Annotated in this window: 7 protein-coding genes; 4 read left to right on the top strand and 3 right to left on the bottom strand. The window is 69.2% G+C overall.

The annotated features are described in order from the left end of the window. Position 1 precedes the first annotated feature (1 nt). Both AB0I35_RS05555 and AB0I35_RS05550 read right to left on the bottom strand, forming a co-directional pair. On the bottom strand, positions 2-1,564 hold the full coding sequence (locus tag AB0I35_RS05555) for a glycosyltransferase family 39 protein (RefSeq protein ID WP_357394554.1): 1,563 nt from the start codon (positions 1,562-1,564) through the stop codon (positions 2-4). A gap of 1 nt (position 1,565) precedes the next feature. After that, positions 1,566-3,755, bottom strand: a complete 2,190-nt coding sequence (locus AB0I35_RS05550) for an MMPL family transporter (protein ID WP_357394553.1) — start codon at positions 3,753-3,755, stop codon at positions 1,566-1,568. A gap of 275 nt (positions 3,756-4,030) precedes the next feature. Here AB0I35_RS05550 and AB0I35_RS05545 point away from each other — a divergent pair, with 275 nt between their 5' ends. From AB0I35_RS05545 to AB0I35_RS05530, 4 genes are read left to right on the top strand one after another with little or no spacing between them, the layout of a single operon-like run. Continuing rightward, on the top strand, positions 4,031-10,456 hold the full coding sequence (locus AB0I35_RS05545) for a type I polyketide synthase (protein WP_357394552.1): 6,426 nt from the start codon (positions 4,031-4,033) through the stop codon (positions 10,454-10,456). Further along, on the top strand, positions 10,456-11,862 hold the full coding sequence (locus AB0I35_RS05540; RefSeq protein ID WP_357394551.1) for a condensation domain-containing protein: 1,407 nt from the start codon (positions 10,456-10,458) through the stop codon (positions 11,860-11,862). Before AB0I35_RS05545 ends, AB0I35_RS05540 begins: the two co-directional genes overlap by 1 nt. Further along, a complete protein-coding gene (locus AB0I35_RS05535; protein ID WP_357394550.1) occupies positions 11,859-12,575 on the top strand; it encodes a hypothetical protein in 717 nt (238 codons plus the stop codon). Before AB0I35_RS05540 ends, AB0I35_RS05535 begins: the two co-directional genes overlap by 4 nt. After that, positions 12,572-14,020, top strand: coding sequence for an MFS transporter (locus AB0I35_RS05530; protein WP_357394549.1), 1,449 nt, complete (start codon positions 12,572-12,574; stop codon positions 14,018-14,020). The genes AB0I35_RS05535 and AB0I35_RS05530 overlap by 4 nt, the downstream gene beginning before the upstream one ends. A gap of 96 nt (positions 14,021-14,116) precedes the next feature. On the opposite strand, the gene AB0I35_RS05525 is transcribed toward AB0I35_RS05530, so the two are convergent. Further along, positions 14,117-15,130 (bottom strand): Rv2578c family radical SAM protein, encoded by a 1,014-nt coding sequence (locus tag AB0I35_RS05525; RefSeq protein WP_357394548.1) that lies wholly within the window; start codon positions 15,128-15,130, stop codon positions 14,117-14,119. Between the last annotated feature and the right edge of the window lie 12 nt (positions 15,131-15,142).

The raw sequence follows: 15,142 nt of genomic DNA, 5'->3' as shown, positions 1-15,142 counted from the left end.
TTCATCGCGCGTGTCTTGTCGTTCCGTCGACCAGGCGCAGGTCTTCGGCGTCTGGCCACAGCACCGACCAGGCGCGGCTCGGTCCGGTGCACAACCACACCGCCACACCGCGGTTCACACCGGGAAAGCCCAGCGGTTCGTCGAGGCGGGTGAGTGGGATGCTGTGCGCGAAACCGGTGCGCAGACCCCCCTCCGGGCCGTCCACGCCGACGTACAGCACCGTGGTCGCGCTGTCCGGTGGTGCGCCGAAGTAGCCGTAGCCCCGATTGGGGCTGTACACCTCGGGCAGACCGGCCGCGGGTCCGTAGTGCTCGAGTGCCGCCGCCTGCCAGTAGTTCTGGGTCACGATCACCAGACCGGCGCGCTGTTGCGGCGTCAGTTGCTCGTAGGTTCGCCGCACCGAGCCGACCAGGTCGTCCCAGCCGCTCGGCCCGAACAGCACACTGCGCGAATGGATCTGGGCGTAGTTCTCGGTGGCCGTCCGCAGCGCCGATTCCGGTCGGGGCAGGGCGAGCACGAGTGCGACACAGACCGTCGTGGCCAGCCCGGCGATCGCCCCGCCGAACACCAGTCCCCGGCGAGACAGCCCCCGGTCCGCCAGATATACCGCGCCGGCGGCGAACAGGCCGGGAAAGGCCCCGGCCACGAAATAGGGGCGCAGGCCCGCGAGCACCACCCCGCTCAGCCCGATCGCGATCATCGGGATCAGAAACCGATAAGGCCGGAATCGTGGCGAGCGTAGCCCCGCCCACATCCCCGCGAGCAGCAGCAACCCACCCGCCCCGGTGACCTGGATCGTCGTCCAGGGCGCCGCGAGCACCCCGGCCGTAGCGAGCTGTTCGTCGCGCACGACCGCGCCCATGGCCAGCTGCGGCCAGCCATTGTTGTGCTGCCACCACAGAATCGGCACCGCCGAGCCGACCAACAGCGCCGAGCCGACCCAGTACGCGGGCCGCCGCAGCATCTCGCGCGGACCGAACACCGCGACACCGAACGCGAGCACCGCCCAGATGATCGGAATCAGCCACTTCACCTGGAAGTCGAGTGCCGCCACGACCCCCGCCGCGATCAACAGCCCGTCCGCGCGCGTGCGCACCCACCGGATCAGCAGCCACGCGAGCACCGCCGTGAGCGTGACGTCGAGGGCGAAGGTGCTCAGCATCGCCGACTGCATCACCGCCATCGGGGTGGTCGCATAAGCCAGCGCGGCGACGGTCTGGGGGAGTCGTCCGCCACCGAACTCCCGGACCATCACCGCGCTGAGGACGACGGCCGCCACCGTGAACAGCAACGCGGGCAAGCGCAATGCCACGACCGAACCCGGCGCCAGCTGATCCGACAGTGCGGCCAGCAACGGAACCAGCGGCCCCTGATCGGCGTAACTCACCGACGGATGCCGCCCGGCCGCGAGGAAATACAGTTCGTCACCGCCGATGCGATAGCGGTCGAGACGGATCAGGAACAGGGTCCCCGCCACGGCCGCGACCACCGACACCTCCCGCCAGGCGAAGGCAGGCAGTGCGCCGACGGGCGGCGCGGGTGCGTCGAGGCTGCGGAGATTCACGTCAGTCCCGTTCGCGGACGGCAACCGGTGCGGGAACGGATGTGGGAGAAGCGGATTCGAGCTGGGGTCGCTGCCGGACCAACCAGCGCGGCGCCCACCAGCAGGCGTCCCCGAGCAACCGCATGGACGCGGGCACCAGCACCAACCGCAGCACGGTCGCGTCGATCAGCAGCGCGGTGACCATCCCGAAGGCGATGTACTGCATCATCAGCAGTTCCGACAGCGCGAACGCGCCGGTCACCACCAGCAGGATCAGGGCGGCGGCGGTGATGATCCGCCCGGTTCCGGCGACCCCGGCCCGCACCGCCTCGGTGGTGGACGCGCCCGCCGCCCTGGCCTCGACGATGCGCGAGAGCAGGAACACCTCGTAATCGGTGGACAGGCCGTAGATCACCGACACGATGATCACCAGAACCAGCGCCATGACCGGTTGTGGCGTGAAACCGAACACGCCCGCACCGTGGCCCTCGACGAACACCCAGGTGAGGACACCGAGTGTGGCACCGAGCCCGAGCAGATTCAGCGCCGCGGCCTTCAACGGCAACACCACCGAGCCGAAGGTCAGCGCCAGCAGCAGCGTGCTGGCCAGGAAGACGAACGCGATCATCAGCGGCATCCGCGTCACCAGTGCGTCGATGCTGTCCTTCTCGACGGCGGGTTGACCACCCACCAGCAGCGTGGTGCCCGGCGGCAGCGGCATCGACCGCAGGTACTCGATCGTCGCCTCGGCGTCTGAGGATTCGGTCAGCACGGTGCCGGTGGTGAGCACCTGAGGCTGGAACGGTGACCGCATCGGCTCGGCGAACGGCGCGGCCAGGCCGGGGGCCCGGTTCGCATCGGCGCGCACGACATCGGCGGTTGCGGGATCGAAGGTGACGATCACGAGGTCGACCGGGTCGATCTGGCGCAGCGGGAACGCTTCGTCGAAATGCTGCTGGGCCAGCCGGGTGGGGTGGGTCGGCGGCAGGAACTTCTCGTTGACGGACCCGAAGGCCAGGTGCTGGATCGGGAAGATCAGCACCAGCAGACCGAGACAGACCGGAACCGCCACCGCGAGCGGGCGTCTCATCACCGCGGCGGCCAGCCTGCCCCAGGCATTGTCGGGGTCGCGGGCGACCGGCTTGCGGAACCAGTCGACACCGAACCGGTCGACCCGCCTGCCGAGCACCGCGAGCATCGCGGGCAGCAGCGAGATGGAGGTGAGCGCGGCCAGCGTGATGGTGATCATCGCGCCGTAGGCGAACGAGCGGAGCAGTCCCTGGGGGAACACCAGAATGCCCGCCGCCGCGACCACCACGATCAGCGCCGAGAACAGTACGGTGCGCCCCGCGGTGGACACACTGTTGCGCACCGCGTCCTCCACCGACCGGCCCTCGGCCAGTTCCTCCCGGAACCGGCTGAGCACGAACAGCCCGTAGTCGATGGCCAGGCCGAGCCCGATCATCGAGACCACTGGTGACACAAAGGAATTCACCTCGGTCACGGTGGTGAGCAGGCGTAGCAGACCCCAGGCGCCGAGCATGGTCAGCCCGCCGACGATCAGCGGCAGCGCGGCGGCGACGACACCACCGAACACGAAGAACAGCAACACCGCGACGACGGGGACGGCGAACAGCTCCACCCGCCGCTGATCTTCGACCATCGTGTCGTTCAACGCGGCGGCGACCGGCTGCCCGCCCGCCACCTCCATCCGGACTCCGGGAATCGTGAGCTCGTCGGCGATCTCCCGATAGTTGCGGCCCTGCTCGGTGGGGTCCAGGCCCGTGATCGCGATCGAGGCGAACGCCGTGTCGCGCGCCGGTGAGCCGAACACCTCGGGCAACGCCATCCCGGTATCGGTCGGCCAGTACGCGCCGTTGACCCGGTCGATCCGGTCGGGGAACCGTTGTGGCAGGTCGTTGAGCCCCGCCACGACGGTGGCGGCGAAGGCGGGGTCGTCGATGGTCGTCCCGTCCGGTGCGCGGAACACCAGTAGCAGATCCGAGCTGTGATCGCGCCCGAAGGCGTTGTCGCGCACGTGCGTCGCGCGCACCGCCTCCGAGGAAGGATCGTCGAATCCGCTCGAGCTCAGGTCGGCGCCCAGCCCCAGACCATAGGCTCCCAGCGCCAGCAATCCCGCGACCACCGTCACGATGACGGCGTACCTGCGCCGCACGACGGTATCGCCCCACTGCCTCAATTCGGCGTACACATCCGGCTCCCAACGACATTTCGCGATGGGGTCGAACTTGTCATTGTCGAGCGACTTTTCGGTCGGGAAACAGCGATATTGCGGTCGGTCACAATCGATCCCGGAATTTCGCTGTGAGCCGTGACCTCGCCTGCTGGGGCAGATCACAGGAGTACGCGCGCGTGTCAGTCAGAAATGTCAGACGTCGGTTATCGAACGATCGGCGCGGTGCCGGGCTTCTACGTTGACATCAAACGGTCAGTTGCCACAGACCGGTCGAAACCGGAGGAAATTGCGTGTCGGATATTGCCATTGTCGGAATCGGTTGCCGGTTCGCGGGCGGAATCGATTCGCCGGAATCGTTCTGGGACTTCGTCGTGGACAAGCGTGACGGTGTCGTCGAGGTGCCCGCCGATCGCTGGGATTGGCGCCGCTACTACGACCCCGAGCCGCGCACGCCGGGTCGCAGCTACACCAAGCACGGCGCCTTCATGACCATAGATCCCTGGCAGTTCGATCCCGACTTCTTCGGGATCTCACCGCGCGAGGCCACCGTGCTCGACCCGCAGCAGCGGTTGATGCTCGAGGTGACCTGGGAGGCGCTCGACGACGCGGGCATCGCCGGGCAGGTCGCGGGCGAGCGGGTCGGCGTGTACGTCGGCGGCTTCGTGGTCGACCAGTCGGTGATCGGCGTCGTGGGACCGGCGCTGTTCCACACCGACATGCACACCCCGGCCAGCGCCTCCTACACGATGCTGTCCAACCGCATCGCCTACGCGCTGAACCTGGTCGGCCCGGCGATCACGGTGGACACCGCGTGCTCGTCGTCGCTGGTCGCGCTGCACCTGGCCTGCCAGGCGCTCGACAACGACGACTGCCGGGTCGCTGTCGCGGGCGGGGTCAACGTGATGTTGCAGCCCGAGACCTTCGTCCTGATGTGCAAGGGCGGCTTCCTGGCCGCCGACGGCCGGTGCAAGTCCTTCGACGCCACCGCCGACGGCTACGGCCGAGGTGAGGGCGCGGGCATGGTGGTGCTCAAGAAACTCGACGACGCCGTGCGCGACGGTGACCGGGTGTACGCGGTCATCAAGGCGACGGGCTCGAACCAGGACGGGCGGACCACCGCGATCACCGTGCCCAATGTCGACTCCCAGGAGGCGCTGGCACGCACCGTGTGCGAACGCTCGGGCATCGCCCCCGACCGGATCACCTATCTGGAGGCGCACGGCACCGGAACCCTCGTCGGCGATCCGGTCGAATTGCGAGCGCTCGGCAGGGTTTTCGGCGCACCGTCGGGCCGCTCGGGCACCATCGGTGTCGGTTCGGTGAAGGCGACGATCGGCCACACCGAGGCCGCCGCGGGCGTGGCGAGTGTGATCAAAGCGGCGCTGGCCCTTCGCCATCGCACGCTGCCGCCGCAGGGCTGGCTCGAGAACCCCAACCCCGACATCCCCTTCGACGAACTCGGTCTGCACGTGCAGACCGAGGCACAGCCCCTGCCCGCCGACGCGGGACCGATGTCCGTGGCGGTCAACGGTTTCGGTTACGGCGGTACCAACGCGCACGCGATCCTGCAGGAGTTCCGCGCCCCGGCCCAGGCGCAGGCCGAACCTCCTCGACACCTCGGCATTCTGCCCATCTCGGCGCGCAGCACCGGCGCGGCGCGCGCCTTGGCAGGCCGGTTCGCCGACCTCATCACCTCGGGCGCCGACCCGCAGCGCCTGGCCGAGGCGGCCTGGACCCGCATGGCCCAGCACCCCTTCCGCACCGGTGTGCTGCTCGACGGCGACACCGGCGAGCTGGTTCGCGAACTGCACGAATACGCTTCGGGCGGCGGCCGCGACGCGACCCGCACGGTGTCCTCGGCCGCCGCCGAACCGGTGTTCGTGTTCTCCGGCATGGGACCGCAGCACTGGAAGATGGCCCGCGAACTGCTCGCCGCCGGCGGCGTGTTCGCCGAGACCGCCCGCGAGATCGACGCCGAGTTCCTGGCACTGTCCGGATGGTCGATCATCGAGGAGCTGAACAGGCCCGAGGACGAGTCGCGGGTCACCCGCACCGAGGTCGCCCAGCCCGCCAACTTCGTCGTCCAGGTCGGTCTGGTGCGTGAGCTGGCCGAATACGGCATCACCCCGGCCGCCATCGTCGGCCACAGTGTGGGCGAGGTGTCGGCGGCCTACGTCAGCGGCATGCTCTCGCTGAAAGACGCGGTGCGAGTGGCCTATCACCGCGCCCGTCTGCAGGCCACCACGGCGGGCACCGGCGGCATGCTGGCGGTCGGGCTGAGCACCGACCAGGTGACCGCGCTGATCGGCGACGACCCGAGCGTCGACATCGCCGCGATCAACAGCCCCACCTCGCTCACCCTGTCCGGCGATGTCGACCGGCTCGACGAGATCGCCGAGAAGCTCACCGAGGACGGGATCTTCGCCCGCAGGCTGCGGGTGGAGGTGCCCTACCACAGCCGCCTGATGGAGCCGATCCACGACGAACTGCGCGAGGTACTCGCCGACCTGGCCCCGCAGGCGCCCACCGTGCCGCTGTACTCGTCGGTGACCGGCGAACTCGTCACCGAGGGCGCCTGGAACGCCGAGTACTGGTGGTCCAATGTCCGTGAGCCCGTGCGGTTCCACGCCGCGATCGGCACGCTGCTCGCCGCGGGCAACCGGGTGTTCCTCGAGGTCGGCCCGCACCCGGTGCTGTCGGGCAATATCCGCGAGGCCATGGTCGACGCGGACGTCAACGGCACCACGGTGCCGACCCTCGACCGCGAACAGTCCGACTCGCACAGCCTCCGGCGCACCCTCATCGGCCTGCACGCGGCCGGTGTCCTCGACCGCGAACGGCTGTTCCCGGCTGTTCCCACCGCGCACGTGCCGCTGCCGCGCTACCCCTGGCAGCGCACCCGCCTGCACTCGGCGCTGCCGCTGTTCGAACAGGCCCGCCTCGGCACGCCCGGCACGTACGCCATGCTCGGTGACCCCGACGTCGAGGGCCGCCCCGAATGGCTGCTCCAGGTCGGCACCCAGTTGCTGCCCTGGCTGGCCGACCACGTGGTCAACGGCGTCAAGATCATGCCGGGTGCGGCCTATCTCGATGCCGCGCTCAGTGCCACCGCGCAGCGGATCGGCAGCAGGCAGGTCGCGCTGGAGGGGGTCCGGTTCGTCGCGCCGCTCGTGATGGGCGCCCCCGATGTGCCGTTGGTCGCGATGAGTGTGGAGGAGGCCAGCGGCCGGTTCCTGATCCGCTCCCGCAGCGCCACCGGAACGGCCTGGACGGTGCACTCGACCGGACGCACCCTGACCGGCGCGCACGAACAGACCGAGGTCGAACTGCCAACGATCGACGTCGGCGTCGATGTCGACCCGGCCATGTTCTACGCGGGACTCGCCTCGGCGGGTCTGCAGTACGGTCCGTCCTTCCAGCGGGTGACCTCGGTGCGCGTCGGCCGCGATGTCGTGCTGGCCACCGTCGACGGCGGCATCGCCGCCGACTCCGGGCACCTGGCGCATCCGGCCGTGGTCGACGCCGCCATGCAGTGTGCGGCCATGCTGTTCACCGACGAACGGATCAACGAGGGCGTCATGGTGCCCGTCGGGGTGACGGCGGTGCGCCTGCTCGCCGACCTGCCCGCGCGGATCACCGTCATCGCCCGTCGCGACTCGAAGGCCCGGCTGCGTGCCGATGTCGACCTGCTCGATGAGGACCGGAAGCTGGTGGCGCGCTTGACGGGACTGCAGATCGGCGCGCTCAAACCCGGCGACGACCCACTGCACCGGATGGCCGACTTCTACTACGCCGAGACGCTCGAGGAACGCGAGCCGCTCGACCCGGCGGCGCTGGCCGAGGCCGGGACGGTGTCCACGGTGGTCGTCGCGCTCGGTGAGAGCCCACGCCCGGCCCGGCTCGCCGCCGCCGTCCCCGGATCCCGGGTCTATGTCGTCGACCCGGCCGGCGAGCAGCTCGAAGCGGACCTGGTCGCGAATCTCACCGCGGCCGAGGCCGAGGGAACCGACCGCGTGCATGTCTGTGTGGTGGCGGGAGCGGGCGACGACGATGTCGCCGACCTGTGGACGCTCAAGCGCATCGCGGTCGCGATCTCGGAATACGTCACCCCCACCGTCGAAGGCGCCGCACCGCAGATCCACTTCGGCGACGGCACCGTGCACGCCACCCTGATCACCGAATCCGCCTTCGCCACGCCCGGCGGCGACGTCGCGCCCGACCCGAGACAGGCCGCGTTCGCCGGCGCGCGGCGCGTGTTGCTCAACGAACAGACCCCGCTGCGCTGGCGCCTGATCGACACCGAACCGGACACGCCGATCGCCGATCTGGTCACCGAACTCGGTGTGCCGGGGGCGTTCTCGCTCGACAACAGCGACGAGGTGCTGCTGCGCGGCGGAGTCCGTCTCGCCCCGGTGGTGACCAAACCGCTGCCCGAGCGCATCGAGGAACTCGAGACAGCGCACCCGCTCACCGACCCGCAGGCCAACTTCGAACTGGACATGCCGCGCACTCGCCTGCTGTCGCAGGTCGCGTGGCGGCAGTGCCCACGCGTGGCGCCGGGTGCCGGGGAGATCGAGGTCGCGATGGCGGTGATCGGGTTGAACTACAAGGACCCGCTCAAGATCATCGGTCTGCTCGGTGAGCGTGAGCTCGCCCCGACCTATTTCGGCACCGTGCCCGGTATGGAGGGCATGGGCACCGTCGTGCGCGTCGGTGCGGGCGTCACCGATGTGTCGGTGGGCGACAAGGTCGCGGTGGCTTCCAAGGGCATGATGCGCCGGTTCGCCACGGTCGACCGGGAACTGGCGGTGGTGGTTCCCCCCGACACCGATCCCGCCTACTGCACCAGCACCATCGCCTTCGGCACGGCCGAATACGCCCTGCACGACCTGGCCAGGCTGGAGCCGGGGGAGACGGTGCTGATCCACGGCGCCGCGGGCGGTGTCGGCACCGCGGCCATCCAGGTGGCCAAGGCGATCGGCGCCCGCATCATCGGCACGGCGAGCTCGCCCGAGCGCCGTGAGCATGTGCTGGCGATGGGTGCCGACTTCGCGGTGAACTCGCGTTCGCTCAACTTCGTCGACGACGTGCTCGCCTTGACCGGCGGCGCGGGCGCCGACGTGATCATCAGCAGTGCCCCCGGCGAGATCCTGCGCCAGAACTTCAATGCCGCGGCCGAATTCGGCCGCATCGTCGAGGTCGGCAAGGCCGACATCTACACCGGTGGGTTGCTGGAACTGGCCAACTTCGACAAGAACCTCGCCTACTACTCGATGGACCTGGACCGCCTGGTCGCGGTGCGCCCGCAACGTCTGTCGCGGCTGCTGCAGCGGGTGTTCGAGAAGGTCACCGAGGGCGTGTACACCCCGCTGCCGTATCAGCTGTTCGAGACGCACGAAGTGAGCCAGGCCTTCGAGGAGACACTGCGATCCTCGCGCGTGGGTCGTGTCGCGCTGCGCATGGACGACCCGCAACCACCCGTGCGCCCCTACCTGCCACCCCTCGAAATCGACGGGGACGCGAGCTATCTCATCACCGGCGGGTTCGGTGGGTTCGGGATGGCGATCGGCCGGTGGCTGGCCATGCGCGGTGCGCGCCGCCTCGTGCTGGTCGGGCGCAGTGGTGCGAGCACCGACACGGCCGAGCGTCAGCTCGCGGTGTGGCGCTCGATCGGCATCGAAGTGGTGGAGGAACTCGCCGACGTCACCGACGCGGGTGCCGTCGCGGCGATCATCGCCCGCGCGCACAGCGACGAGCACCCGTTGCGCGGGGTGTTCCACGCGGCGGGCGCGGTGGCCGACAACCGGCTGGCCAAGATGGAACTGGCCGAACTCGACCGCGTCTACCGCCCCAAGGTCCATGGCGCACAGGTGATCCACCAGGCGGTCGCGGACGCGGGTATCACCCTGGACATGTTCGTGCTGTGCTCCTCGGGCGGCTCGATGTACGGGATCTATGGGCAGTACAACTACTGCGCCGCCAATGTGGCGGTGGAAACCCTGGCCCGGCGCTGGGCGGCGGCGGGGGAGCGGGCCCTGTGCATCGGCTGGGGTCACCTGTCGGGTGCCTCGGGTGGTATGGCGTCGGACGAAACCGCCGAAAAGTACCTGGACCTGGTCGGTTTCGGCCCGATCGACATGGCCGACGCCACCGCCTACCTGGAACAGACCTTGCGTCTGGGCGCGTCCAACGCCGCGATCATCCCCACCGACTGGGTGAAGCTGACCGGCACCTTTCCCCAGCTGATCCGCACTGGCCGCACCGCCGGACTCGCGAAGTCCTCCGCCAAGGACACCTCCGAATTGGCCAGGCTCCGAGCCGAATTGGCCGCGATGGAGGAGGCCAAGCGTGGGCCCGCGATCGCCAGGAAGATGGCCGAGGAACTCGCGGTCGTCATGGGCGTGCCCGTGGAGTCGATCGACATGACCGTGCCGGTACCCGAACTCGGGCTGGATTCACTGATGGCGGTCGAGCTGGGCGCGCGCGTCACCAAGACGCTCGGCATCGACCTGATGTCGATGCAGATGGGCCGCTCGTTCAGCCTGGAGCAGGCCGGACCGAAGGTGGCCGAGTTGATCCTCGCCTCGGAACCCGCCGCCACACCGCCACTTCCGGATGTCGTGCCGGTACCAGGGGAGGACGCCGCGCCGACCGAGGTGCCGGAGCAGTGGACCGTCGACCGCGCGTCCGAGGTCTCGATGGCGGGATCGCACTGATGGTCGAGTTCGGTCTGATCGACGAGTGGCGGCCCGCGCCGGGACGACTCGTGACCTGGTTCGCCTCGGCGGACTCGGTCGCGCGCGCGGCGCGAGCCCCGGCCCACCCGGCGCCGCCGTCGCTGCAGCAGGAACAGTATCTGCGCCTCGCGGCCCGGCACGCGGGTGCGGATTTCCGCTTCTCGGGTCTGTGCCTGGTGACCGCGCGCATCCCTGCCACGGAACTGGATCGTGACGCCATCACCCGCGCGATCCACAAGTTCCTGCTGCGCCACGACACGTTCCGCACCTGGTTCACCGTCGAAGCGGGTGGCACGGTGCGCCGCCACCTCGTTCCCGAGGCCGAGGTGGAGTTCCTCCCGGTCGACTACGGCTACATCGACGACCCCGAGGCGATCTGCCGGCACGTCGAGAAGACCACGCCCGGTCCGTTCCAATGGGATTGCTTCACCTTCGGCGCCATCGAGCACGAGGACTCGACCACCGTCTACCTGGCCGTGGACCACCTGCACACCGACGGCCTCGGCCAGTACCTCTCGGCCGCCGACTTCGCCCAGCTCTACGCCGCCGAACTGTGGCCCGAGGCCGAACCGCTCGCCCCCGCGGCGAGCTACCTGGACTACTGCCGCAACGAACGGTTCCTCAGCGATCAGCAGACACTGGCCTCGGCCGGGGTCAAGAAGTGGCTGGCGTTGTTGCGCGGCAACGACAACCGGCTGCCGAGCTTCCCGCTCGACCTCGGCGAGAAGACCGACGGATACCACCGCAGCGCCCACCGCAGCATCGTGCTGCTCGACGAGGAACAGGGTGAGCGCTTCGAGGAGGTCTGCCGGGCCAACAGCGCCGACTTCGCCGGCGGGGTGTTCGCCGCGGCCGCGCTGGCCGAACGCGAACTGGTCGGGTCGGACTACTACTTCGGCATGACCCCGGTGAGCACCAGAACCTCGGCGGCGGAGAACAATTCGGTCGGCTGGTATGTGACGCTGGTTCCGGTCGCGTTCCCGCTCCCGCAACGGCTGACGATCGGGCGCGCGATCAGGACCGCCCAGCGCGCCTACGACAGCGGACTCCTGTTGGCGCCCACGTCGTTCCATCGCGTCCTCGAACTGCTACCCGCCGATTCGGAGATCAAGGCCGAACCGGGCTGGGTGACCCCGATGATCTCCTTCATCGACGCCAGGGACTTCCTCGGCAACGAGCTGTTCGACAGCCTGCACGCCGGCGTGTTCGCCAACCGCGCCGCATCCGAGGAAGCGCTGATCTGGATCAACCGGTTGCCGGGACAGACCTCGCTGAGCGTCATCTTCCCCGACACCGCGATCGCCCAGGAGAACGTGGGCCGCTACCTCGACACCATGAAGTCCGTGTTCGGAGCCATCATCGACAGCGCCGCGGAGATGCCGTGATCCGAGAAGAATTCGTCCCCTCCATCTTCTGTGACCCGTTCATCCCCGACGGCGAGAAGTCGACCTATCACGTCGGCATCACCGGACAGCCCGGCGGGATGGAGGTGTCCCAGGTGGTCGTGCACAACCGGGGCGGCTACCACACGACCCTCGAGGTCGGCCCCGCTCAGCGGCATCGTGAGGGGCGCGAGCCGGTGATGACGATCGAACAGCGCATCGGTCGCATCGATGGGCGCCTGCACGCGGAAACCTATCGCGCGCAGACCTTCTCGGGATCGACGCTGGTGTCACGGGAGGAGGCGAACTTCGTCGACACGGTGCACCTGCAACCCGGTGGCCTGCCCACGCCCTACCCGGCGAACGTGATGCCGATCGCCGCCGGGCTCACCCTGCTGCGCGGCCTGGAATTCGCCGAGGGGCTGATGGAGACCGTCGATGTGTGGTTGGCGTTCTCGGTGCACTGGCCATTGCTCGTGCGGGTGGAGAAACAGGTCGTGCTCACCGGGCCCGCCGGGGTGTTCTCCTGCTGGCAGGTCCGGTTGCGGCCGGGCTTCGAGCACGTGAACGGGATGCTCGACAAGATGGTCGGGTCCGTGGTGCCGCCGTTCCTCGCCCACTTCGAGGTGGCGGCGCCACACCGGCTGGTGCAGCTGAGTTTCCCGACACAGATGTCGATGTCGGCTCCGCGCGCGACGATGGAGTTGGTGTCGTGACCGTCACCGAACGATCGCGAACGCCCGAACTCGGTGCCTGGCTGGCGTTCGGTGCCTGCCTGATCGCGGTGTTCATGCAGATGATCGACGTGACGATCGTGAACACCGCCCTGCCGAATCTGACCGCCGACCTCGGTGCGTCGCGTTCGGCGCAGCTGCTGGTGATCTCCGGATACGCCCTGGCCTTCGCCTGCACCCTGCTCACCGCCGCCCGGATCGGGGCGATGGTCGGGCGGCGCACGATGTTCCTGGTGTCGGTCGCGGCCTTCACCGCGGCGTCGGTGTGGTGCGGACTGGCCGACGGCGCAGCGGAATTGGTGATCGCACGAGTGGCGCAGGGCGCGGCCGGGGCGGGGATGGCCGCGCAGACCATCGCGATACTCACCGCCGGATTCCCGCGCGAACGCCACCCGCTGGTCTTCGCGCTGTACGGCGGCGTGGCCGGGTTCGCCGGGATGCTCGGACCGATCGTCGGCGGTGTCCTGCTCACCCTCGACATCGGTGGCTGGGGCTGGCGGTCGGTGTTCCTGATCAACCTGCCGATCGGGCTGTTCGCGTTCGCGCTGGCCTGGAAGTTCCTCGACCGCAACAGACCCGAAGGGCGCCACCGCCTCGATCTGGTCGGTGCCGGTTTGTCCGGGCTCGGGCTGTTCGCCCTGATCGCGGGCATGGCGCAGATCCAGCAGCACGGCTGGCGCCTCCACCTGGTCGCGGTCGTCGGTGCCGGCGTGGCCCTCACGGTGGTGTTCCTCGCCCAGCAACGTCGACGGACCGCACGCGGTGCGTCACCACTCGTGCACCTGGAACTGTTCGGCAACACCGGTTTCCGGGTCGGCTCGGTGCTGGTCGGTGCCTTCTTCGGCCTGTTCACGGCGTTCGTGTTCGCCGCATCGATCACGATGCAGGACGTGCTCGGTTACTCGCCGCTGCTCACCGGCATGGTGATGACCCTGTTCGCCCTCGGCGCCGGTGCGGGTGCCATCGGCTCGCTGATCCTGGTGCCGCGCTTCGACATCTGGGCGCTCGCGGGTGGGATAGCGCTGTTCGGTGGGTGCATCGGCGCGGGCGGCGTGTACCTGTACCTGGTCGACGGCGTGGCCAGTGCGCTGCTGTGCGCGGGACCGGTGTTCGCGGCCGGCTTCGGTGTCGGGGTGTTCGGCGTGCAGCTGCAACCGATGATGCTGTCGGGGTTGGACGCCGACCGGATGGCCGAGGCGTCCGGGGTGCTGCCGACCATCGAACAGGTCGGCAATGCCGTCGGACTGGCGGTGCTGACCACGGTGTTCTTCAGCTCGCACAGCCTCGGCGGCGCCATCATGATGATGGGTGCCATCTGCGGTGTCGCCCTGCTTCTCGCCGCGCTGACATCGGCGATGCCGGGGCGAGAGCAGCGCGAGGCAGCCGCTGCCGACGCTTCCACCGCGGAGGTGCTCGGCGGCGCCTGACGATGTGAGCAGCTCGATACGCACCGCGACAGAGGGCGGCTCGGTCGACCAACCGACGCCGGTCCTGGAACGCGCGGTGCGTCTCACGCCGGGCGCTCAGCCGAACAGGGCGAGCTGCGGGTTCGTCGGCGTAGGTGTGGTGGTCGGCGGAGTCGTCGGGCCCTGCTCGCGGCGGAGCCCGTGGGCGGTGAGCAGGGGGTTCACCCGGTCGCGCAACCAGTCGCGGTAGGTAGGGGTGACATCGGCGCCCCGGTTGTAGAGCTGGCGGTAGCGACGCATCAGGGCGGGGTGTTCGGTGTCGAGCCAGGCCAGGAACCAGTCGCGGGTGGGGCCACGCAGGTGCATGGGGAAAGCCATGGCGCTGGTGGCGCCCGCGTCGGCGATCGCGGCGAACAGGGCGTCGAGATGGGCGCGGCTGTCGGTGAGATACGGAATGATCGGGGCCGCCATCACATGCACGGAGAAGCCCGCGTCGGCCAGCGCACGCACCAGGTCCAGGCGGGCACGCGGCTCCGGCGTGCCCGGTTCGAGACTGTGATGCAGGTCGGGATCGAGAATCGCGATCGACACCGCCACACTCACCTCCACCCGCCGCGCCGCCTCGGTGAGCAACGGCAGATCCCGGCGTAGCAGCGGACCTTTGGTGAGAATCGAAAACGGCGTCCCGGAATCGGTGAGCGCGCGAATGATCCCCGGCATCAACCGGTATCGCCCCTCGGCCCGCTGATACGGGTCGGTATTGGTACCGAGCGCCACCGCCTCGCGCTGCCACGACCGGCGCCCCAATTCCCGCCGCAACACCGCCGCCACATTGGTTTTCACCACGATCTCGGAATCGAAATCGCGCCCGGCGTCCAGCCCGAGATATTCGTGACTGCCGCGCGCGAAACAGTACCGGCACGCATGCGAACACCCGCGCATCGGATTGATGGTCCACCGGAACGGCAACGTGCTGCTCTCGGGCATCTTGTTCAGCGCGCTCTTGCACAACACCTCGTGGAAGGTGATGCCGTCGAACTCGGGCGTGCGGACGGTACGAACGAGCCCCGCCCGGCTCAAACCGGGCAGGGCACCGTCATCGGCATCGAGGGTCTGGGACTGCCACCGCACCCCCTGAGTCGA

Origin of the sequence: Nocardia sp. NPDC050378 (assembly GCF_040655675.1) — a bacterium.
Classification (GTDB): Bacteria; Actinomycetota; Actinomycetes; order Mycobacteriales; family Mycobacteriaceae; genus Nocardia; species Nocardia coubleae.
Note: the sequence above shows the minus strand (reverse complement) of the source record. Positions and strands in the feature narration are given on the sequence as shown.

Excerpts from the sequence above, each read along its gene's own strand:
- AB0I35_RS05540 (WP_357394551.1), top strand. The coding sequence starts at position 10,456 with ATGGTCGAGTTCGGTCTGATCGACGAGTGGCGGCCCGCGCCGGGACGA.